19 protein-coding genes are annotated in these 20445 nt (G+C 63.4%); 11 read left to right on the plus strand and 8 right to left on the minus strand.

Annotated elements, in window-relative coordinates:
* Positions 1-80 precede the first annotated feature (80 nt).
* From IG194_RS25665 to IG194_RS25685, 5 genes are all read left to right on the plus strand, one after another.
* Positions 81-533: a PaaI family thioesterase gene (locus IG194_RS25665; protein ID WP_058489128.1), complete on the plus strand. Its 453-nt coding sequence runs from the start codon at positions 81-83 to the stop codon at positions 531-533.
* Between the two features lie 591 nt (positions 534-1124).
* Entirely contained in the window at positions 1125-2039 is a 915-nt protein-coding gene (gene ppk2 / locus IG194_RS25670; RefSeq protein ID WP_058489129.1) for a polyphosphate kinase 2, read from the plus strand.
* A 201-nt stretch (positions 2040-2240) separates the two neighbouring features.
* Complete coding sequence (locus IG194_RS25675) at positions 2241-2510, plus strand: hypothetical protein (protein WP_009619271.1); 270 nt, start codon at positions 2241-2243, stop codon at positions 2508-2510.
* 305 nt (positions 2511-2815) lie between these two features.
* Positions 2816-4114 (plus strand): MFS transporter, encoded by a 1299-nt coding sequence (locus IG194_RS25680; protein WP_058489130.1) that lies wholly within the window; start codon positions 2816-2818, stop codon positions 4112-4114.
* A gap of 58 nt (positions 4115-4172) precedes the next feature.
* A complete protein-coding gene (locus tag IG194_RS25685; protein WP_058489131.1) occupies positions 4173-4826 on the plus strand; it encodes an HAD family hydrolase in 654 nt (217 codons plus the stop codon).
* A 728-nt stretch (positions 4827-5554) separates the two neighbouring features.
* Here IG194_RS25685 and IG194_RS25690 read toward each other — a convergent pair.
* The 7 genes from IG194_RS25690 to IG194_RS25720 form a co-directional block, all read right to left on the minus strand.
* The gene (locus IG194_RS25690) at positions 5555-5890 is read right to left on the minus strand and encodes a hypothetical protein (protein ID WP_141679783.1); all 336 of its coding nucleotides are present in this window, start codon (positions 5888-5890) and stop codon (positions 5555-5557) included.
* A gap of 148 nt (positions 5891-6038) precedes the next feature.
* Positions 6039-6434, minus strand: a complete 396-nt coding sequence (locus IG194_RS25695) for a hypothetical protein (protein ID WP_043266808.1) — start codon at positions 6432-6434, stop codon at positions 6039-6041.
* 487 nt (positions 6435-6921) lie between these two features.
* Positions 6922-8187, minus strand: coding sequence for a hypothetical protein (locus IG194_RS25700; RefSeq protein WP_058489132.1), 1266 nt, complete (start codon positions 8185-8187; stop codon positions 6922-6924).
* Between the two features lie 193 nt (positions 8188-8380).
* Positions 8381-8881 (minus strand): Bro-N domain-containing protein, encoded by a 501-nt coding sequence (locus IG194_RS25705; RefSeq protein ID WP_058489133.1) that lies wholly within the window; start codon positions 8879-8881, stop codon positions 8381-8383.
* A gap of 436 nt (positions 8882-9317) precedes the next feature.
* Positions 9318-9890, minus strand: a complete 573-nt coding sequence (locus IG194_RS25710; RefSeq protein ID WP_141679784.1) for a hypothetical protein — start codon at positions 9888-9890, stop codon at positions 9318-9320.
* A 116-nt stretch (positions 9891-10006) separates the two neighbouring features.
* Entirely contained in the window at positions 10007-11161 is a 1155-nt protein-coding gene (locus IG194_RS25715; protein ID WP_058489134.1) for a catalase family protein, read from the minus strand.
* Between the two features lie 171 nt (positions 11162-11332).
* Entirely contained in the window at positions 11333-13228 is a 1896-nt protein-coding gene (locus tag IG194_RS25720; protein ID WP_058489135.1) for a c-type cytochrome, read from the minus strand.
* A gap of 196 nt (positions 13229-13424) precedes the next feature.
* Here IG194_RS25720 and zapE point away from each other — a divergent pair, with 196 nt between their 5' ends.
* The gene (gene zapE, locus IG194_RS25725) at positions 13425-14495 is read left to right on the plus strand and encodes a cell division protein ZapE (RefSeq protein WP_058489136.1); all 1071 of its coding nucleotides are present in this window, start codon (positions 13425-13427) and stop codon (positions 14493-14495) included.
* Between the two features lie 158 nt (positions 14496-14653).
* Here the strand turns inward: zapE and IG194_RS25730 are convergent, their stop codons facing one another.
* Entirely contained in the window at positions 14654-15739 is a 1086-nt protein-coding gene (locus tag IG194_RS25730) for a type I restriction endonuclease (RefSeq protein ID WP_058489137.1), read from the minus strand.
* A 272-nt stretch (positions 15740-16011) separates the two neighbouring features.
* Here IG194_RS25730 and IG194_RS25735 point away from each other — a divergent pair, with 272 nt between their 5' ends.
* The 5 genes from IG194_RS25735 to IG194_RS25755 all read left to right on the plus strand — a co-directional run bounded on the left by IG194_RS25735 (position 16012) and on the right by IG194_RS25755 (position 20428).
* Positions 16012-16854 carry an IclR family transcriptional regulator C-terminal domain-containing protein gene (locus tag IG194_RS25735; protein WP_043266799.1) on the plus strand — a complete coding sequence of 281 codons (843 nt, stop codon included), beginning with the start codon at positions 16012-16014 and terminating at the stop codon, positions 16852-16854.
* A gap of 1209 nt (positions 16855-18063) precedes the next feature.
* Complete coding sequence (locus IG194_RS25740) at positions 18064-18567, plus strand: GspH/FimT family pseudopilin (RefSeq protein ID WP_082996327.1); 504 nt, start codon at positions 18064-18066, stop codon at positions 18565-18567.
* Complete coding sequence (pilV, locus tag IG194_RS25745) at positions 18564-19109, plus strand: type IV pilus modification protein PilV (protein WP_043316300.1); 546 nt, start codon at positions 18564-18566, stop codon at positions 19107-19109. The genes IG194_RS25740 and pilV overlap by 4 nt, the downstream gene beginning before the upstream one ends.
* Complete coding sequence (locus tag IG194_RS25750; RefSeq protein WP_058489138.1) at positions 19110-19886, plus strand: PilW family protein; 777 nt, start codon at positions 19110-19112, stop codon at positions 19884-19886.
* A complete protein-coding gene (locus IG194_RS25755; protein ID WP_058489139.1) occupies positions 19883-20428 on the plus strand; it encodes a PilX N-terminal domain-containing pilus assembly protein in 546 nt (181 codons plus the stop codon). The genes IG194_RS25750 and IG194_RS25755 overlap by 4 nt, the downstream gene beginning before the upstream one ends.
* Positions 20429-20445 lie beyond the last annotated feature (17 nt).

A 20445-nucleotide genomic window follows, 5' to 3' on the forward strand; every position in this document is an offset into this window, starting at 1 on the left:
GATTCATCCCAAGGAGTGATACGCCGGGGCTGGCCGATGCGTTGAAATGATCCTGCCCGTCAACTTCCCCCGGATGGCCCATGAGCGTCGACCCTTCGCACCTGCAGTCCTACGCCGAATACCGCGGCATCGAGATTCCCTTTCTCGACCACCTGAAGTTCCGCTACCAGCCGGCCGGCGCCGGCGAGCACGATGGCCACCTGGTGCTGCGCGTGGAGCGCGAACACCTCAATGGCTGGCGCAACGCCCACGGCGGCGTGCTCATGAGCCTGCTCGACGTGGCCATGGCCCTGGCCTGCAGCCATGTCGACGAGGAAGGCCGCGGCTGCGTGACCGTCGAAATGAAGACCAGCTTCCTGCGCCCCGGCGGCGACGTCGGCGAAGTGCTCGAAGCCTTCGGCCAGGTCCGCCACCGCACCCGCTCCATCGCCTTCTGCGAGGCCGAAGTCCGCAACGCCGCGGGCGAAACCGTGGCCACCGCCAGCGGTACCTTCAAGTACCAGAACAAACAGCGCCCGGTGATCGACGCCTGAGCCCGCACCCCGGAATGACTGTAGGAGCGGACCTTGTCCGCGATAACCTGAACCACCGGCGCGATTCGCGGATGAGATCTGCTTACAACGTGCACCCGTAGGAGCAACTGTCTTGCCGGCTGCGCGAAGGCGCGCCTCAACGGATGGGTTGAGCCTTGGCGAAACCCATGCGGTCGTGGTGATGGGTATCGCTTCGCTCAACGCCATCCTACGGGTCTGGTGTTTGCCGGAGGGCGTAGGAGCGGACCTTGTCCGCGATAGCCGGAGGTATCGGCGCGGATCGCGGATGAGATCCGCTGCCCCACCCACACCATTCCAATGTAGGAGCGCGCCCTGCGCGCGAATCGCGGGCAGGGCCCGCAGCTGGGAAATTGCAGTGTTCCCCCCCGTAGGAGCGGACTCCGTCCACGATCCCTCCCCATGGCCTCCTGCCATCCCCAACCGCTCTGGTCCGCAGCTTTTCGTAAGGTCGAAAGGCCCTTTTGTCATGATTTTGTCATCACTCGTAACTACATTTTTCTGTCATGAAAATGTCACGCCTGAGTGACGGAGCCAGTGACGGCCCATACCGACCTTGCGAGTGCTGACCCCATGCTGCTCAACGACAAGACCCTGCCCCAGCGCATCCGCCAGGAGGCGCTCGACGACCGCGACGAGGAACTCGAGCTCGACTGGCAGGAGCTCTACGACCTCGACGGCCTGCGCGCCGACACCCTGGAAAACTTCGAACAGCGCCTGGCCCGCCAGCGCTACTTCGGCGAACTGTTCCGCCTGCAGGGCGAACTGGTGAAGTTGCAGAACTGGGTGGTCAAGACCGGGCACAAGCTGGTGGTGCTCTTCGAAGGCCGCGACGCCGCAGGCAAGGGCGGGGTGATCAAGCGCATCACCCAGCGCCTCAACCCGCGCGTATGCCGTGTCGCCGCGCTGCCGGCGCCGAACGACCGCGAGCGCACCCAGTGGTATTTCCAGCGCTACGTCTCGCACCTGCCGGCGGCGGGGGAGATCGTGCTGTTCGACCGCAGCTGGTACAACCGCGCCGGGGTGGAGCGGGTGATGGGCTTCTGCAACGACGAGCAGTACGAGGAATTCTTCCGCAGCGTGCCGGAGTTCGAGCGCATGCTGGCGCGCTCGGGCATCCAACTGGTCAAGTACTGGTTCTCGATCACCGACGAGGAACAGCACCTGCGCTTCCTCAGCCGCATCCACGACCCGCTCAAGCAATGGAAGCTAAGCCCCATGGACCTGGAATCGCGGCGCCGCTGGGAGGCCTACACCAAGGCCAAGGAAACCATGCTCGAACGCACCCACATCGCCGAGGCGCCCTGGTGGGTGGTGCAGGCGGACGACAAGAGGCGCGCGCGGCTGAACTGCATCCACCACCTGCTCGGCCAGGTGCCCTACGAAGAAGTGGCGCAGAAACCCATCGAACTGCCGGCGCGCCAGCGCCACGCCGACTACGTGCGCATTCCTACGCCGGCGGAAATGTTGGTGCCGGAGCAGTATTGAGCCCAGACCTGGCGTAGGGCGCATAACGCCTCTGGCGTTATCCGCCGTTTGACCTTGGTTACCGGCCCACTCGGTGTCGAGCCTGACCTCGGCCACCGTCCACTCGGCATCGAACCTGGCATTACCACCCCGACCAGCGGCCCCCCACCCAGGCGACGACCTGCGCCTTCCCGTAATAAATGTGTGGCTATGCTTGGGCCCATGGACATCCGGATCGAACAGACCGATGGTGATCCGCCCGCATGGAAGGTCTTCCTGGGGACGTTCTTCATCGTATGCGCCAGTGAAGACGAAGCCTCAGCCTGCGCCGAGGCCGCGCGTCGCTACGCCAGCGCCAACCCCGCCATCCACTGCGACCTGCCCAGCCCGCCGGCGGCCGTGGCGCCGTTGCGCGCCGGCTGCCGCCCACCCAGCGGCACCGAACTGGAGGCCTGGGAGCTGCGCTGGCCGGAGCGCTACCTGGGCACCTGAGCGCCAACGCCAGGCAAACACCCTCTGAATCCCGGCCCGCCGCCAAAGCCCCGCCCGTCACCTGCCCACGCCACACTCTTGCCGGAGACGGGCGGATTTCCGACAGTTCTGCCTCGCCCTTGCCGTAGCTGATTTCCGCAATTGCGCCGAGCGTTGTGGGACTTGACCCCAGGGGTTCGCCGCGTGAGCCGGCGGTCAAGTTCTGCGCGGCGCGCCACCCCTAAGATCGCCCCCACGCGCCGGACCAGGCCTTGCCGTGCACCGGTCGCACCCACGACAAGAACAACCAATGGGGGACCACCACCATGCAGATTCGAAGCGGCGGCTGGACGGCCCGGCAGCGCTGGCGTATCCAGATCTTCGCCATCACCTGGCTGGCCTACGCCGCCTTCTACTTCACCCGCAAGGCCTTCTCCGTGGCCAAGCTCGGCATCGGCGAAGACCCCGGCTTCGTCCTCGACAAGGCGGCCATGGCCGACCTGGACGCCCTCTACCTCGCCGCCTACGCCGTGGGCCAGTTCGTCTGGGGCAGCTTCGCCGACCGCTTCGGCCCGCGCGTGGTGGTGGGTGGCGGGCTGTTCGTCTCGGCCCTGGCGGCGCTGGCCATGGGCACCTTCGCCACCGTGCCGATCTTCGCCACCTGCATGGTCGTCCAGGGCCTGGCGCAGTCCACCGGCTGGTCGGGGCTGTGCAAGAACATGGGCGGCTTCTTCTCCACCGCCGAGCGCGGCCGCGCCATGGGCTACTGGAGCACCTGCTACGCCTTCGGCGGCCTGGTGGCCACGCCCTTCGTCGGCTGGTGCGCCTACCAGCTCAGCGACGACTGGCAGGTGGCCTTCACCGCCTCCGCCGGCGTGGTGCTGGCCGTGGGCTGCCTGTTCCTGCTGCTGCAACGCAACCGCCCGGAAGACGTCGGCCTGCCGCCAGCGGACGACGAACAGGAAACGCAGACGCAAGCCACTACCGGCCTGTGGGACGCGTTGCGCCAGGTGCTGCGCAACCGCACCGTGCTGGTCCTGGGGCTGGCCTACTTTCTGCTCAAGCCGGCGCGCTACGCCATCCTGTTCTGGGGCCCGGTGATCATCTACGAGCGCATGCCGGAAATCGGCAAGGTCGCCGCCGCCGTCGTCCCCACCGCCTTCGAGGTCGCCGGCCTGCTCGGACCCATCCTCATCGGCCTGGCCTCGGACCGGCTGTTCGGCGCCCGGCGCATGCCCGCCTGCGTGCTCAGCCTGCTGGCGCTGGCGGCGTGCCTGGCGCTGTTCACCCCGGTGCTGCTCAGCGGCAACCTGTACCTGGTGGTGGGGCTGCTGTTCCTGATGGGCGTCACCCTCTACGGTCCCGACTCGATGATCAGCGGCGCCGCCGCCATCGACTTCGGCACCCGCCAGGCCGCCGGCACCGCCACCGGCTTCGTCAACGGCTGCGGTTCGGTGGGGGCGATCCTCGGCGGCCTGCTGCCCGGCTATTTCGACACCTTCTCGGTGTTCATCCTCTTCACCTGCGCCGCGCTGACCGCCTGCCTGCTGCTGGTGCCGTTCTGGCACAGCCTCCCGCAGGGGAGGGCAGGCGCCGCACCCGCCACCGCCCTGCAAGCCCGCTGAGCCACCACCGGGCCGCCCCGGCCCGGCCAGCATTCCCGACTAAACAAGGAGAACGCCCATGGCCCTCGCACTCTTCGACCTGGACGACACCCTCATCGACGGCGACTGCGCCAGCCTGTGGAGCCGGCACATGGCCGACCTGGGCTGGGTGGAAGGCGACGCCTTCGTCCGCCACGAACGGGCACTCATGGCCCTGTACGCCGAAGGCCGGCTGGCGATGGAAGACTACATGGCCTTCACCCTGGCACCCCTGGCGGGGCGCACCCCCGAGGCCGTCGCCGCAGCGGTCGAACCCTTCGTCACGGAAGTCATAGGCCCCTGCATCCGCTTCGACGCCATGGGCTGCCTGAACCAGCACCGCGAAGCCGGCGACCGCCTGCTGGTCATCTCCGCCTCGGCGCACTTCCTGGTCGCCAGCATCGCCGCCCGCCTGGGCGTGACCGAAGTCCTGGCCATCGACCTGGAACAGCCCCAGGGCACCTACAGCGGCCGCACCCAGGGCACCCTGACCTACCGCGAAGGCAAGGTCACCCGCCTGCAAGCCTGGCTGCAGGAGCAGGGCGAAAGCCTGGCCGGCGCCCACTTCTACTCCGACTCCCGCAACGACCTGCCCCTGCTCTCCCTGGTCCAAAACCCCCGCGCGGTAAACCCCGACCCAGCCCTGCGCTACCACGCCGAAACCGCCGGCTGGCCGATCCTCGACTGGCGCTGAAATCACTTAAAGGCGGCTCTAGCGTTGCAGGCCGATGCCGCCCTTCCCGCCACACCAAACGGCTCCCTCTCCCTTCAGGGAGAGGAAGCGGCATAACCCCAAACACCGCAATTCACCGGCAAACACCCGTAGGATGGGTTGAGCGAAGCGATACCCATCACCATGGCCCGATGGGTTTCGCAAGCTCAACCCATCCTACGAAAAGCACCACAGCGCAGCCGGAAACAGCCGTGTGGCCCCACAGATCGACACCGACCCTCCCCGCCACGCCGAACGACTCCCTCTCCCTCTGGGAGAGGGCCGGGGTGAGGGCGCGGAGCAACCCCAAACACCGCAATCACCGGCAAACACCATCCACAAGCAAGCCCCTACAACCCAGCACGTCACACCGCGCCCCTTGTAGGAGCGCGCCCTGCGCGCGAATCGCACACCCTGCCGCCCCAACTCAGACACAACTGCCGCGGCCCGCCATCGCCGCCCTGACAACGCACCTCCGGCACCACCTGCGTACTGATCCACCGCCGCTATTTTTCCCTGCAATCTCCCCGGCTCATTCGCCGCCTACGTAATTTTCAGCTTCCGCCATCAGCAATTGCTAAGAAATGAAGCTCTATATACCGATGAGGTCCGAACTGCATGAGGAGTGGCTCCCGCTACTTCACACCACTGAGCTTGAGCAGGCCGACAAGTAGAAACAACCATGCTGAACCCGCGAGCAGAAGGCTGCCTCAAATGAGCATGAGCCGCCTGATATCAGGTGGAAAATTACGTAGGTCTTCGGGGCTCAGATGGCCACGACGAATATTGATTCTTGTCAGTAGGAACATGAAACCCGCTGTGCTGGCGACCTGCATGCAGCGCGAGCGGAAACTGGAGCCCGCCCATATTCGGTTGTAATTATTGACGCCAGGACTATTGGGAAACGCAGCGAGAATCCGCTCATAGTGGCGGTGCGTTGTATAGGCCAGGACCGCTGCACCGGACAGCAAGATCACGAAGGGTAAAAGAAGACAAGCAATTTGCACATCCAAGGGCCAGGATTCAAACCACATGCCGAAATTCATGGCTGGCTCCTTTCATATATTTTTCCCTGCAATCTCCCACGACCATTCGCCGCCTTTGCCTCCCAGCGTAACTTGTAGTTTCCGCCATCAGAAATTTCTAAGTGGTGAAGCTTTACGTACCGATGAGACCCGAACTGTATGGGGGCTGTTAGTTCACACCACTTAGCTTCAGTAGGGCGAGCATCAGGCCCAGCCAAGCCATTCCCACGATAACCATCCAGGTTGAAATCAGTAGGCGGCGCCTGAGTGCGGGCGGGAAGTTGCGCATGTCCTCCCTATCAAGAAGGCCTCGGCGAATACTCCTGTCGGGAAGCAGAAGGGCACCGCCGATGGAGCTGACCAGATGGCAGCGAGAGATAAGGTCTTGGCTACCCAAGATGAGACTTGTTCGTTTGGGTAGCTCGCTATTTGAAAGCGCTACCAGTATGCCCTTGAAGTCGCGGCTGCAAGCAATGTAGATGCCAAGAGCCATACCGGACAGGCTAACTAGGAATGGGCTGAGCATGAATGAAAATGCCCACCATGAATTCCAGAATTCGTTCATATTGTTGTTTGTAATATGTAAATTTGATTTGTGATTTCTGCAAAGCTCATCCTTCGGCCTGAAAGGATTTCAGTGCTTCAGGATGGATGGAGGGATGGTTAGCTAAATAATAGTGATCCCGTGATTATCCATGTCAGACTTATGCCAAGTAGCCAAGACGATAGAAGTGCTCTGAACTTAATATTTTGGGGGACGTTTAGTAGTTCTTCGTGCTCAAGCTCTCCGCGGCTCAGGTAGTACCGGGACATGAGTATTGCCCCGCATATTGTATTTAGCTGCATGTAGCGAGAGAGAAAGCCAGAGCCTTTCCAGATTATAGTCTGTCTTTTCACGTAGATGCTTTTTGGAAATACTGAGAGCAACGTTTCAAGATCGTGTCTGACCATGAAGAGAGTGATTAATTTTCCTGCTGCCCCTATAGCGAAGGGCGTTAAGAAAAATGTTATCTGTAATAAGAATGGCCAATCGTCAAACCAGCTTTCAAAGCTCACTTCTTGTGGACTCCTTCATAGATTTTCTCTCCAGCCGTTTCACCAAATTTCTCACCGGTCGAGCCTGCTGCAAATGAGGCACCTCCAACTACAAGAACTACGCAAACAGCACCGCCAATTCCCGCAGAGCCGAGTCCAATCGCTGCGCAGATCGGTATGGCAGCAAAACGGCCAACCAGAGGAACGGCAATTGCGCCTCCTCCAAGTCCTCCTACGAAACTCCCTGTTTCAGTAAATCGCGCTCTTTCGCAAGCCTCGGACTCTCCAGCCCGACACACCTCCTGCACCTTCAACGCAGACGCAGTAGCCCCAAAGCCAATGCCGATATAGCCGCCGTACTTCAGATACCGCGCCGCCTTGGCCACTTCCTCGATATGTGTGGCATAGCCAGGAATCTGTCCCGGCGCGCCGGAGCGGCTCCAGTGGTGGACCAGGCTGCGGGTGGAAATGCCCAGGTCACGGTGCAGCAGGGGGTGGTGGCCGAGGTTGAGTTGCTTGTTCATGAAGGTGGCCTTGAGCTGGGAGTCCAGGTGGGTGAGCAGCTGGCGGCGGCTGACGAAGAAGTTATGGCTGCGCAGGTGGCCGTGGGTGGCGAATTCGGTCTGGTGCAGGTATTCGATGTCGCGCAGGGTTTCGCCGATCTGCCGCAGGCCCTTGTCCAGCACGTCCTTGGTCAGCCCCAGCGAGGTGCCGGCGCCGCCGAGGATGTTGGCGATCTCGGCCTGGTGCCTGACCATGAAATCCGCTTCCTCCTCGCTCAGCGGTTCCAGGGCCGTGCGTACTTGAGCGGCGGCGGCCATCAGCTCGGCTTCTTCGCGCAGGCAGGCGGTGGGGTTGAGCAGGTCGCCGATCACGAAGATTTCCCCTGCCTTGAAACCCTGGGCATGAGTGGGGTTGAGCGCCTTGAGGCGGCTGATGAGGTAGGAATGGGTCTTTTCGGGGAAGAGGTGCGCCAGCAACTGCTCGAAACTCATGCTGCGCTGCATGATATGGAAGCCGGGCTCCAGCTTGGCCGGGCGCTTGAACAGGCCGGGTGATGGCTGATCAACCTCGGGTACGCGTTCGGGCTTGGGCTCCCAGGCCACGAAGGAGGCGCCGCCGTTGTCCTGGCGGCGCCTGGGTGGTTCGGTGAAGCGGCTCCAGCCCTTGTCCGGTGCCCAGCTGCGGTCGGTGTGCCAGTCGCTGGAAGGCTTCCAGTCGGGCTCTGGGGCCCAACTGCGGTCGAAAGGATAGGCGGCTGCTCGGAAATCATCCGCGCTCATGCTTGTTGCCCTGCTTGGCCGGGGTGAAGCGGGCCAAGCTAGACAAGTGATCGAGCGTTGAATGTCGGACGGATTCTTAGGACCGGACTAGCTGTTTGTGGGAGTTTTCCGTTCGATCAGTATATATGGCGTCGGTAGCATTCAGGCTGGTGTGAGCACTAGCCCGTAATGGGCATCGCGCTCTGTATAAGCCCTACCTCAACCGTCGAGCCCACTCCCGCCAACCCGCCCGCACCTCGGCAGACCCCCGCACCACCCGCGGCAACTCCGCCATGTTCACCCACAACTGCCCCTGCCAATCCAGCACCCGTACACCCTGCCGCCCCCAACTCAGGCACAACTGCCGCGGCCCGCCATCGCCGCTCTGACAACGCACCTCCGGCACCACCTGCGTCCTGATCCACCGCCGCAACCCACCCAGATCGGCATGGGCGAAATGGAACAACAACGCATAAGCACCGGACTCGCTGACCAGCAGCCGCTCCAGGCTGCCGCCATCGTCCAGGCGCAGCCACTGCGTGCACAACTGATCATCCTCCAGGCGTCTGGCCAGCCGTTCACAGCTGGGATGGCCGATCAACCGGCGCAGATCGTCCAGCACGAACCAGACCTGGTCGTCGAGCAACAGGGCGCGGAGAGTGCGGTGCTTGTGGAAGAAGAAGTAGAGCGGGGTGGGGAGGGTGGATTCGTCCATGGGAATGGTCCTTTCTTTGGTCTGAAAGTCCGCCGCCAGGCCGCTGCTAACCGGAGTTGGAGGCGGAGCCGTACGGGGTTAGCAGACCGGGACCAAAGGACCGGCAGACCCGAAGGTCTCCCCATACGGCCCGCCATTGCGGCAATTTCAGCGCGAGTTCCATCGCGGTGATTCGCCGAGGCGTTTCCGTCCTTTGGTCATTCGGGCTGCTAAACCCGGCCCCGTCGTTTTTACGGGGCGGGTAGAGGGTAGGGACGAGATGAGGTGCGGTCAAGAGAAGTTATGGTCTATTCAATGGGTGTAGCAAGGAGTCAGAGAGCGTTAGGCGATTACTGAAAGAGTCATGAATTCGAATGAAAGCTTCTCAAAACCAAATTTCTTGGTTCTATATTTGCCAAGTGAGAATTGCCGTGCGCTTTATTGGCTTTTGGCTAAGTTATTTTGGTGTTTTATGCCAGATTGTCGCCATTCGCAACATTTGGTACGCATTGTCACTATCCAGCGCATATGCCGGTTGCTTGGTGAAGGGCAGCGAACTCATGGTGAAAACCAGTAGCGGTTCGTCCGTTCCTCGCTCTTGCACTACACGAGCCTCGATCGAAGTGAACTCTTCACGGTTATTGAGGGCTTCGAGGGTCTTTAGACGCTGTGCTGCTGGCAGTTCACTCCAAGCCAGGAATTCAGTGATGGGCTCCAGGCCGTCGGGGAAGGTAGCGCGTTCGATACGTTTTCCAAAGGTTATGTATTTGGGACCGAGGTCATCGGTGAAATCCATCCATTTGTCATTATCCGCAATTCGCATTGGCAGCATGCGAGGAGCACGGCTAGCCGAGCGTACGCCCGTATCTTCATCGAAATCACTATAGCGGATGTCGGTTTTATACAGTTCGAAGAAACGCATGGTCGCGACTTTGTCGAACGCTGAAACATTGTGTCCAACTTGCTCCCAGCTGCAGCCGGAAAGTGTAAGAGTCAAGGCCAGCGGTAGAATGCCAAGGTATTTACGCATGTTTTTCCCTTCAGGATTGAAGCGTTCCGTGCAACACGAGCTTCAAGTCGTACCGGTTTACCGTATCGGGGAGGGCTGCAGATCGCTATTTAGAGGAGTCGCACAGCCGGGGCAACTCACTCCCCACCCACCCCATTCCTCTCATGCCGATAAACACTCACCGCCTCATAAACCGCCTTCCTCAACCGGTTGATCCCACCAATCGGCCGATGCTCCGGCAGGGCGTGCCAGGGGTTGAAGGAGAGGTTGTCGCACATCAGGTTCTGGTCGCGGCTGTCGAAGTCCTGCGGGGGGATGCTGACCAGGGCGACGGTCTGGAAGGGGGAGTCCTTTTCTTTCCATTCCACGCTGGTGTCTTCGATGGGCATGTATTTGTTGGCGTCCTGTTTTTGCACCTGTAGCGCGAAGCAGGCTGGGACGCGGTCTATCGAGAGTTGCTGGTAGAGCGCGGTGCGCAGGAAGTTCGGCAGTTTTTCGTTGAGCTTGGGCAACTGGTAGTTGGGGCAGGCGCCCGGGGCTGGGACGCTGCGGAACTTGATGTTGTTCTGTTCGCCGAGCTTGTACGGGGCTATGCCGAAGTAGCTGGCCTGCAGCGGGCTGGCCGGGGCCGGGGCTAGGGTTTGCAGGGCGATCAGCAGGTGGCGGATTTCCCAGGTGTTGGGCTTCCAGCTGGGGAAGAAGGCGAGGATCTTCTGGCCGTTGGCCTGGGCGTTGAAGTTCTGCCGGTACTCGGCCACGTCGCGGACGAAGAACACCGGGTGGTTGAACATGACGAAGTCCTGCTCGCCGTCGTGGCCCTTGCCGGGCATCAGTTTGGCACCGGGCACGTCGAGCAGCTTGATGGCCATGCCGCGGGCGTCGTTGGCGCTGTCCTGCTGCGGGTAGGCGTTGCCGTTGGAGAAGCGCACCCAGGCGTTCCACACCTTGCCCGGCTGGGCGAACACGCCCTGGCGCAGGTCGGCGGGCAGGTTGGGGTTGACGGTGACTTCGGCCTTCACGCAGCCGTGGGCCTTGGCGTGGGCGTCGCGTAGCACGCGGGTGTTGTCGCGGTGCTGTTCGACGATGCGGATGGCGTCTTCGATGATGGCCTGGGTCTGCTGGGCTTCGTCCGCGGGAATCTGTTCCTGGGTCGAGACCGGGCCGCTGAACTTGATGCTGTAGTACACCCAGCCGATGCCCAGGCCGACGAGGCCGAGTAGGGCCAGGCAGAGGATGGGCAGCGCCACCCATTTGCCGAGGAGGTTCCAGATCCGGGTGAGCAGTGCGCGCATGGGGGCGGTCCTTTGCGGGGGGCTTTCTTGGTTTTCTTCTGTGGGAGTCGAGTGTGTCGGGAGTTTTTGCCCTCTCCCTAACCCTCGGCTACGCGCCCCGCCCTGAAGGGAGAGGGGACTGTTCGGAGTGGGGCGGGGCTACGCCGTCAGCCGGTCAGCTCCGCTCGGGCATCACTCGCATTTCGGGCCGGGGGTCCAGGGTGGGGTGGGTTCGTCGGTCAGGCGGCTTTCGTAGGCCGGGTTGCCCAGCACCTTCAGGTATTCCACCAGCGCCCAGCGTTCGTCCGGGCTCAGGGCGCGGCCGATGGCGCCGTCCTTGCGGCAGCCGTCGCGGAATTCGTGGCCGCGGTTGCTGTTGCCGGTGACGCCGGTCTTGTACAGGAAGCCGCCGGGGAAGCGTTCGGTGCGGTAGCCGACGAATTTCGGGTCGAAGTCGAAGGTGCCGACGTAGAACTGGGTGTCGCGCTCGGCCACCGGCGAGAGCAACTGGAACAGGTTGGGCACCGAGCCGTTGTGCAGGAACGGCGGCGTGGCCCAGACGCCGTCCAGCGGGCGGGCCTTGTAGGCGGCCAGTTCGCGCACGCCGATCTCCAGGCCGTAGCCGTTCATGCGCTTCTGCTCCTCGGGGCCGATGTTGGCGTCCTTGTAGGCGCGCTGCTCGACGTAGGCGGTGATGTAGGCCAGGCCCTTGGCGGCGGAGAGTTTGGACAGGTCCAGCGGCTCGCTGGGCGGCGGCATCAGCACCACGTTGAGCTTGTTCAGCTCGTCGAGCTGCCATTTCAGCGGAGTCAGGTCGTAGGTGTGGTTGGCGATGTTGTCCGCGGTGGTCGGGTCGGTGCCGATCACCGTGGTGGGGATCATGCTCATCTTCCATTCCGGGTCGCGCGCGGGGGCCAGGCGCTGGTCCGGTTCCACCACGTGGGGGCCGTGGCAGCGCTGGCAGTTCTCGCGGAACAGCGCGCGGCCCTGGGAGGCGCGCTTGAGGTCGATGGCGCCGAACACCTGCTCCGGCCAGGCCGGCGGTTTGAGGGTCTTGAGGCCTTCTTCCAGGGCATGCAGGTCCTGCACCCGCACGCTGGAGGCGTAGCGCGCGTCGCCCAGCACCGGCTGGCCGTCGGCGTCGAGCAGGCCAAGGGTGGCGCCCACGCCCAGGGCTTCGCCGATGTTGCGGGCCATGGGCTGCATGGCCGAGCCGTTCCACTGCACCCAGTCGAACTTCCAGATGTCCCACAGCTGCGGGTAGTTCACCGGGGCGTTGGCCACGCGGTAGTTGTCGGCGCTGATGTGGTCGCCGAACACGCCGTTGGCGATGCGCCCGAAGGCGTCGGCGCGGCCGGGGCCCTCCTCGGTGGGGTAGAGGCGCCGGCGGGTGTCGTTCCAGGCGGTGCCCAGCAGGGTGCCGAGCACGTCCTTGAAGCCGGCGCGCAGTTCGGCCTTGGCTTCCTTGTCGGGGTTCTTGCCCAGCACGTCCTCGGCGAAGCGGTCGAACTTCCAGGGGTTGATGTAGGTGAACAGCATGCTCATGCCCAGCGCCTGGCCGAAGGCGCCGCCGCGCACGGTGGGCACGGTGGAGGCGATGGAGTGCATGGCCGCGCCGCCGTCGATGCGCACGGCCTGGCCGTTGTAGCGCAGCTCGCCGGTGTGGCAGGCGGAGCAGGTGATGTCGAGATATTCCGGGCCGCTCTCGCCGTTGCGGTGGCGGGCGAAGCCCACCGGCAGGTTGCCGGGGTTGTTCGGGTCGAGCTTGCGCTCCTTGGCCGGCTTGAGCTGCTCGGGGTCGATGAGGAAGCCGTAGCGGGCGAGGTTGGCCGGGGCGGCGAATTTCTCGCTGGAGAAGGGCTGGCGCAGGTGGATGAACCAGTCGTAGAGCAGGCCCTTCACCTGGGTGCCCTGGGGCGTGTAGTAGTAGTGTTCGCGGGCCTGCTGGTCCCATTGCGGGAGGAGGTTGAGCTTGTCCGGCGCGGTGTACTGCGGCACGTTGGGATGGGCGACGTACCACAGCAGCACGCCACCCACGAGCAGGAGCAATAGGACGATAGCGAGTATGATCCGTCCGATTATGCGCATCGCAACTTCCTTGTTTCTTGAGGCCCGGGGCCATCGTTATGCCAATACCGGCACCGGTTGGCAAGGTGATGCCGCACACAAGCCAGGGTTTTTGCCTGCCACCATGCACCCCGCAGCAGGCACAGGCCAGGTCCGTCCGCGGTTTATCCGCCGTTTTGCAAGGGACATCACTGTCGGTGATGTCGAAAGGTGTGTCTTGAGTTCCAACCATTCCCTCGACGACGAATCGGTGGCCGCGCGGGTGCTGCGGCACTTCCGCGTGGCCCTGGACGAGCGCGGCTACAGCGCCGACGGCTCGCAGCAGTCCGCCATCGAGCACCTGGCCGACTGGCTGGACGGCTTCCTCGGCGGCCGCCGCTCCTGGCTGCGCAAGCCGCCCGCGGGCGTGTACCTGTGGGGCAGCGTGGGCCGCGGCAAGAGCTTCGTGATGGACTGCTTCTATGCCGCGGCGCCGCTGCAGGCCAAGCGCCGCGTGCACTTCCACGCCTTCCTGCAGGAGCTGCAGCAACGCATGATGGCCTTCGCCGGCCAGGCCGACCCGCTGGCGCGGGCGGCCCGCGACATAGCCGCGCAGACGCGGCTGCTGTGCTTCGACGAGTTCCACGTGCACGACATCGGCGACGCCATGCTGCTCGGGCGCATGCTCAAGGTACTGGTGGAGGAGGGCGTGGGCATGGTCTGCACCTCCAACTACGAGCCTGACGGCCTGTGCCCCAACCCGCTGTACCGCGAGCGCTTCCGCCCGGCCGTCGAGCTGATCGAGAAGCGCTTCGACGTGGTGCCGCTGGATGGCGGCGAGGACTACCGCCTGCGCGCCACGCCCCTGGAGAACTGGGGCAGCTACCTGTGGCCGGCGCGCGCCGACGACCTGGATCTGATCGGCCAGCGCCTGGGCCTGGACGAGCAGGCGCAGTTCGACCAGGTGCTGGACGTCAACCACCACCCGCTGCGCATCCACGCCCTGGAGGAGGGCCGCGCCTGGCTCGACTTCAGCGAACTGTTCGAACGCCCACGCTCGGCGGCCGACTACCTGTGGCTGATCGAGCACTTCCCGCGCATGGCGGTCAGCGGCCTGGGCCCGCTGGGCGACTACCCGCCGGACGTGAGCATGCGCTTCCTCAACTTCATCGACATCGCCTACGACCGCCAGCTGCGCCTGCAGCTGTTCGCCAGCGTGTCGCTGGAGCGCCTGGCCGAAGGTGGCACCGCCATCGATTTCGGGCGGACCCTGAGCCGCTTGCGGCAGTTGAAGCTGGAGCCGTTGTAGGGGAATCGGGCCCGGCTTCGGCGGGGCGGGTGTGCCTGGTGTATCGGCGTACAACCGCGAACGGTTGTACGCCCTACGCACAGGTCGATCATGGCGTAGGGCGAATAACCGTTCGCGGTTATCCGCCGCCTGACCGTGACCTGCCCTGAAGGTTTCGTTCAGTCGTAGTAGGTCACGGTCTCTTTCAGGGCATCTGCGAAACCATATATCTCATCAAGGGATGAGATGGGATGCCTGGTCTCATTCTTTTCTTTATCGAAGATGCCTATGTATTTCTGGCTTCTATTGAAGTGCAATCTGCAGATTGGTTTTCTGTTGTTATCATCAAGTAGAACGCCAAAGTAGCTCTGGGTATCTCGATGGATTATTCGCTTGGCATCGACACTGGTTCGAACGATTGCTTTTACAATATGGAATCCTTCCAGCTCCTCGAGAGTTGTCGTTACGCGATTTTCGTCAGCCTCTTTGGATATGTCCGATGAGGGATTTTGATTTTGGATGGAAGTATCGATGGAGGAAGGTTGTATCGCGCCACTCATCGCTGACTTCAGACGATCGTTCACTTGATCATTGAGGAACTGTGCAGTGGCTTTTCTGGTCAGCTCGCTGAACTGCTCCCTGACCTTCTGCGTTATTATCCCGTCATAGACACGGCTGGCGAAGAAGCGTACGAAGTCGTCATCAGGTCGATTGAATTGAGATGCGATTTCTTTTTTTATCTGATTCAGGTATTTCAGTTCGCCTGCCGCGCTAATGATGGAGTCAACATCGAAGGCAGACTTTGTCAGCTTTTGAAGCTCAGGGATACTGTATTCATCGATATCCAGAAGGTCTAATTCAAGGAACGGTTTTTCGTCCATTTTGTTAGGCGCTTCCAAGTCGGTAAAGAATTTATAGACTTGGCCGTTGGTTAGAATTGAGATTCTGGCATTGGTGACATGGAAATATCGGAATAACTGTCCGGCGTGATTGATGTTTAGCGGCTCCCCAATCTTTTTGGACTCAATCAGAATCTGGATTTCACCATCCTTGAGAATCGCATAGTCAATTTTTTCGCCTTTCTTTGTTCCTATGTCACAGACATATTCGGGGATAACCTCCGTGGGGTCGAATACGTCATAACCTAGAACAGAATGGATAAAGGGCATCACAAAGGCTGTTTTTGTTGCTTCTTCCGTTTGGATGGAAGAGGCCTGTTGCCTTACCTTTGCTGCCAATGCGCTAAGTTTCTCGAAGAATTCCATGTCACTCTCCTTGATGAGCTGGAAGTCTGGAATTTCTACATAGGTAGAATGCTCTGGCAATTTCTTGCGTACAGGGCTGCCGTTGATTAAAGGCAATAGGCCATGATTTTGGCAAGCAGGCACGGTCGAGTTTTCTCCGATGACGAGCCGGGATCGCCAAGCATTCGTACCTTTGGAAGAGGGGACTTTGGGCGATTATCGATCACCGGTATTTGCGATTATCGCCCGACGCTTCGATAATCGGCCGAATCCGCCGCCAACAGGACCTCGCCATGACCGACGAACATTCCGCCAGCCAGGCCACCCTGGCCCCGCCCATCGTCGCTTCGCCGGCCAAGCGCATCGAGGCCTTCACCGGCGACCCCAACTTCATGACCTCGCTGGCCCGCGGCCTGGCGGTGATCCATGCGTTCCAGGAGCGCAAGCGCCACCTGACCATCGCCCAGGTCAGCCACCGCACCGAGATTCCCCGCGCCGCCGTGCGCCGTTGCCTGCACACGCTGATGAAGCTGGGCTACGTGACCACCGACGGGCGCACCTATTCGCTGCTGCCCAAGGTGCTGACCCTCGGCCATGCCTACCTGTCCTCGACGCCGCTGGCGGTCACCGCGCAGCCGCTGCTGGACCGCGTCAGCGAGCAGCTGCGCGAGGCCTGCTCCATGGCCACCCTGGAGGGCGACGAGATTCTCTACATCGCCCGCTCGGCCACGCCGCAACGGCTGATCTCGGTAGACCTCAGCGTAGGCAGCCGGCTGCCGGCCTACTGCACGTCCATGGGCCGCATCCTCCTGGCCGGGCTCGACGACCAGGCCCTGGAGGACTACCTGGCCCACGCCGACCTGCAGGTGAAGACCAGCCGCACGGTGTGTACCCCGGAGGGCCTGCGCGCGAGCATCGCCGAGATCCGCCGGCAGGGTTGGGTGATCATCGACCAGGAGCTGGAGATGGGCCTGCGCTCGGTGGCGGTGCCGCTGAAGGATTCCGCCGGCCAGGTGCTGGCGGCGCTGAACGTCGGCACCCACGTCGGCCGGGTGTCGCGCCAGGAGCTGGAGACGCGCTTCCTGCCGGTGCTGCTGGAGGCCAGCCGGGAGCTGAGCACGCGGCTGTTCCACTGAGCGCCAGGGTTTTGGTCGATAACCGCCCGCAATGGCGATTATCGAATTGAAGCTCTGACAGGCAATTCGTACTGTGGGCCGTCCGCCCGCGAGGGCATCGAATAACAACAATGAGTGACGGCCGCGATCGCCAGCGCGGCGGTGGTGATGATGGGTATCGCTTCGCTCAACCCATCCTACGACGGTGTTCCGCCACCCGTAGGGCGGATAACGCCTAAGGCGTTATCCGCCGTTTGGCCTTGACTCCCAGCGGCTCCAGGGTTGGCCCGGGCGTTGGTCGTGGCCTCGGTGTATCGGCGGATAACCGCGAACGGTTATTCGCCCTACGCTCCCGGGAGGCTCCGTCGCAGGAGCGACTGTCTTGCCGGCTGCGCCGAGGCGCTTTTCGTAGGATGGGTTGAGCCTTGGCGAAACCCATTCGGTCGTGGTGATGGGTATCGCTTCGCTCAACCCATCCTACGACGCTGTTTCCCCACCCGTAGGGCGCATAACGCCTAAGGCGTTATCCGCCGTTTGGCCTTGACTCCCAGCGGCTCCAGGGTTGGCCCGGGCGTTGGTCGTGGCCTCGGTGTATCGGCGGATAACCGCGAACGGTTATTCGCCCTACGCTCCCGGGAGGCTCCGTCGCAGGAGCGACTGTCTTGCCGGCTGCGCCGAGGCGCTTTTCGTAGGATGGGTTGAGCCTTGGCGAAACCCATTCGGTCGTGGTGATGGGTATCGCTTCGCTCAACCCATCCTACGGCGGTGTTTCCCCACCCGTAGGGCGGATAACGCCTAAGGCGTTATCCGCCGTTTGGCCTTGACTCCCAGCGGCTCCAGGGTTGGCCCGGGCGTTGGTCGTGGCCTCGGTGTATCGGCGGATAACCGCGAACGGTTATTCGCCCTACGCTCCCGGGCGGCTCCGTCGCAGGAGCGACTGTCTGCCGGCTGCGCCGAGGCGCTTTTCGTAGGATGGGTTGAGACTTGGCGAAACCCATGCGGTCGTCAGCCCGGCAAACCCCCTTCGCGAGCAAGCTCGCTCCTACGAAGAGCCGCCCCGAAAAACGACACCAGACGAGCGGTCGCCACCCACCTGCGAGCGGTAGCGAATGTATCGCCGATGAAAAATTAAGGACACATGCCGCCGCTAACGCCGGCTCGACAATAGGCCCATCGCATCCCGGCCCTCGGCCGGGGTTTCACGCAACTGTCGTTCGAGCGGTTCGGGCCATGAGCTTTGTCATTCACCCGCGCAGACCTGCGCCCAGGGAGGGGGCCGGTGGTCAGCGTGCCTTCACTCTGATCGAGTTGATGGTGGTCGTCGCCCTAGTGGCGATCTTCGCCAGCATCGCCGTGCCGGCCTTCGGTTCGCTGATCGAGTCCAGCCGGGTGAAGTCCTCCGCGTCGGCGCTCTATCGTCTGCTCCAGGCCGCCCGCGCCGATGCCGTGAGCACGCGCACCGCCACCAGCCTGTGCCAGAACGGCAGCGCCTACGAGTGGCTGCTGCTGCGCGCCGGCAGTTGCGCCTCGCTCGATTCCAGCCTGGTGTCGCAGCGCCTCAGCCTGCCGACCAGCATCGGTATCAGCAGCAGCGTCAGCGCACTGACCTTCCATGCCGACGGCAGCGCCGCGGTGGCCAGCCTGAGCCTCAGCGGCAGCAAGAGCGGCAGCAGCTACAGCATCAAGGTCGCCGCTTCGGGTTACATGAGCTTTGGCTCGGGGAGTAGCCAATGACGCGCCGTGGCCTGGCCGGCTTCAGCCTGATCGAAGTGCTGGTGGCGCTGCTGGTGATCTGCGTCGGCGTGCTGGGCATGCTCGCCATGCAGGGCAGGGCGATCGCCTATTCCCAGGACATGGCGGTGCGCGGCACGGCGGCGGCGCTGGCCGACGAGCTGATGGAGACCATCCGCACCGACCTCTATTCCGCCCAGGACGCCGGCACGCCGCTGACCCCGCCGGCCAGCTCCGACTACTACAAGGCCACCGGCAGAGCCTTCCCCGCAGCACCGAGCAGTTGTGCCTCGCTCGCTTCGCTGAGCGCCTCGCAGCGCCTGGGCTGCTGGGCGCAGCGGGTGCAGCAGGCGCTGCCCGATGCCGCCAGCCTGATGAGCAGCGACTTCCACATCTGTCGCAGCAACGGCGCCAGCACCTGCAGCGGCACCGGCTCGGCCATCGAGATCCAGCTGGCCTGGCGGGTGAAGTCCGGCGAGTGCCTGGAGGCCAGCCCCGGCAGCGACCCGACCATCTGCCACTACGTGCTGCGCGAGGAGCCCTGAATGCCCGACCATTCCCGCCGCCAGGCCGGCCTCTCGCTGGTCGAGCTGATGGTGGCCATGACCCTCGGCCTGTTCCTGATACTGGGCGTCACCCAGATGTACCTCGACGGCAGCACCCGCACCCGCTACTTCGCCGGCCAGTCCGAGAACCTCGACAACGCCCGCTACCTGCAGCAGGTGCTGGACGCGCGCCTGTCCCGGGCCGGCTACCGGCGCCAGCCGTCGGCGCGCATGAGCACCGCCTTTCCGGCGCAGAGCAAGAACGGCTGCAGCTTCGCCGCCGGCCAGGCGCTGGTGCGGGTGGACGCCAACACCCTGTGCCTGCGCTACCAGCCGCGCGACGACGCCGACACCGACTGCACCGGCGCCTCCCTGGCGAGCGTGCCGGGGCTGACCACGCCCTACGCGACCTTCAGCCCGAGCAACGACGTGGTGGAGAAGATCGGCCTGGCCAGCGGCCAGCTCAGCTGCAACGGCAGCGTGCTGGCCGACAACGTGGCGGCGGTGCACTTCGACTACGGCGTGGACACCGGCACCGACGAGAACGCCCGCCAGGTCGCCAAGTACGTCGCCAGCCCGGGCAGCGCGCAGACCGTGCGCAGCCTGCGCTACACGCTGCTGCTGGCCAGCAGCGGGAGCAACCTGACCGGCGGCATGAGCACCACCACCTGCGCCAACTGGACGACCCTGAGCGGCGGCAGCGCCTGCACCGACGGCGACGGCACCCTGCGGCGCATCGTCAGCGGCAGCAGTATGTTGAGGAACCTGATGCCATGACTATTCCTGTGCAGGGGCGGCAGCGCGGCGCCGTGCTGTTCGTCGCCCTGGTAATGCTGCTGGTGCTGACCCTGCTGGCGGTCGGCGGAATGCGCGAGATGCAGCTGGAAGGGCGGATGACTGGCAACCGCCTGGAGCTGCAACGGCTGACCAGCGCCGCCGAGTCGGCGCTGCGCGAAGGCGAGGGCAGGGTGAGCCAGAGCAGCCGCGCGCTGGAGGCCTGTTCGTCGTCCGCCAGCCCCTGCTACACCGGCCTGGCCAGCAGCTATGCCGCGGACTTCTCCAGCGCCAAGATCTACGCCGGGCTGGATGGCGCCACCAGCCTGCCGCGCAACGCGCGCTGGTACCTGCGCTACATCGGCAACAGCTGCAAGGGCGGCTCCGGCGGCAGCGCCAACGCCTATCTGTCCAAGGGCCAGGCCGGCTGCACCTATTACTACGAAGTCAACGCCCAGGCCTACAAGGACAGCGCCAGCGTCAGCACCGGCTGCGCCGCCAACACCCTGTGCCTGCGCTCCAGCACCGCGCTGGTGATCCCATGAGGCCCGCAAGGAGGCTC

It is taken from the genome of Pseudomonas sp. ADPe, from assembly GCF_014843515.1.
Lineage (GTDB): Bacteria > Pseudomonadota > Gammaproteobacteria > Pseudomonadales > Pseudomonadaceae > Pseudomonas > Pseudomonas citronellolis.

Coding starts and splice junctions, on each gene's coding strand:
- IG194_RS25665 (WP_058489128.1), top strand. CDS start 81: ATGAGCGTCGACCCTTCGCACCTGCAGTCCTACGCCGAATACCGCGGC.
- ppk2 (WP_058489129.1), top strand. CDS start 1,125: ATGCTGCTCAACGACAAGACCCTGCCCCAGCGCATCCGCCAGGAGGCG.
- IG194_RS25675 (WP_009619271.1), top strand. CDS start 2,241: ATGGACATCCGGATCGAACAGACCGATGGTGATCCGCCCGCATGGAAG.
- IG194_RS25680 (WP_058489130.1), top strand. CDS start 2,816: ATGCAGATTCGAAGCGGCGGCTGGACGGCCCGGCAGCGCTGGCGTATC.
- IG194_RS25685 (WP_058489131.1), top strand. CDS start 4,173: ATGGCCCTCGCACTCTTCGACCTGGACGACACCCTCATCGACGGCGAC.
- IG194_RS25690 (WP_141679783.1), bottom strand. CDS start 5,890: ATGAATTTCGGCATGTGGTTTGAATCCTGGCCCTTGGATGTGCAAATT.
- IG194_RS25695 (WP_043266808.1), bottom strand. CDS start 6,434: ATGAACGAATTCTGGAATTCATGGTGGGCATTTTCATTCATGCTCAGC.
- IG194_RS25700 (WP_058489132.1), bottom strand. CDS start 8,187: ATGAGCGCGGATGATTTCCGAGCAGCCGCCTATCCTTTCGACCGCAGT.
- IG194_RS25705 (WP_058489133.1), bottom strand. CDS start 8,881: ATGGACGAATCCACCCTCCCCACCCCGCTCTACTTCTTCTTCCACAAG.
- IG194_RS25710 (WP_141679784.1), bottom strand. CDS start 9,890: ATGCGTAAATACCTTGGCATTCTACCGCTGGCCTTGACTCTTACACTT.
- IG194_RS25715 (WP_058489134.1), bottom strand. CDS start 11,161: ATGCGCGCACTGCTCACCCGGATCTGGAACCTCCTCGGCAAATGGGTG.
- IG194_RS25720 (WP_058489135.1), bottom strand. CDS start 13,228: ATGCGCATAATCGGACGGATCATACTCGCTATCGTCCTATTGCTCCTG.
- IG194_RS25730 (WP_058489137.1), bottom strand. CDS start 15,739: ATGGAATTCTTCGAGAAACTTAGCGCATTGGCAGCAAAGGTAAGGCAA.
- IG194_RS25735 (WP_043266799.1), top strand. CDS start 16,012: ATGACCGACGAACATTCCGCCAGCCAGGCCACCCTGGCCCCGCCCATC.
- IG194_RS25740 (WP_082996327.1), top strand. CDS start 18,064: ATGAGCTTTGTCATTCACCCGCGCAGACCTGCGCCCAGGGAGGGGGCC.
- pilV (WP_043316300.1), top strand. CDS start 18,564: ATGACGCGCCGTGGCCTGGCCGGCTTCAGCCTGATCGAAGTGCTGGTG.
- IG194_RS25750 (WP_058489138.1), top strand. CDS start 19,110: ATGCCCGACCATTCCCGCCGCCAGGCCGGCCTCTCGCTGGTCGAGCTG.
- IG194_RS25755 (WP_058489139.1), top strand. CDS start 19,883: ATGACTATTCCTGTGCAGGGGCGGCAGCGCGGCGCCGTGCTGTTCGTC.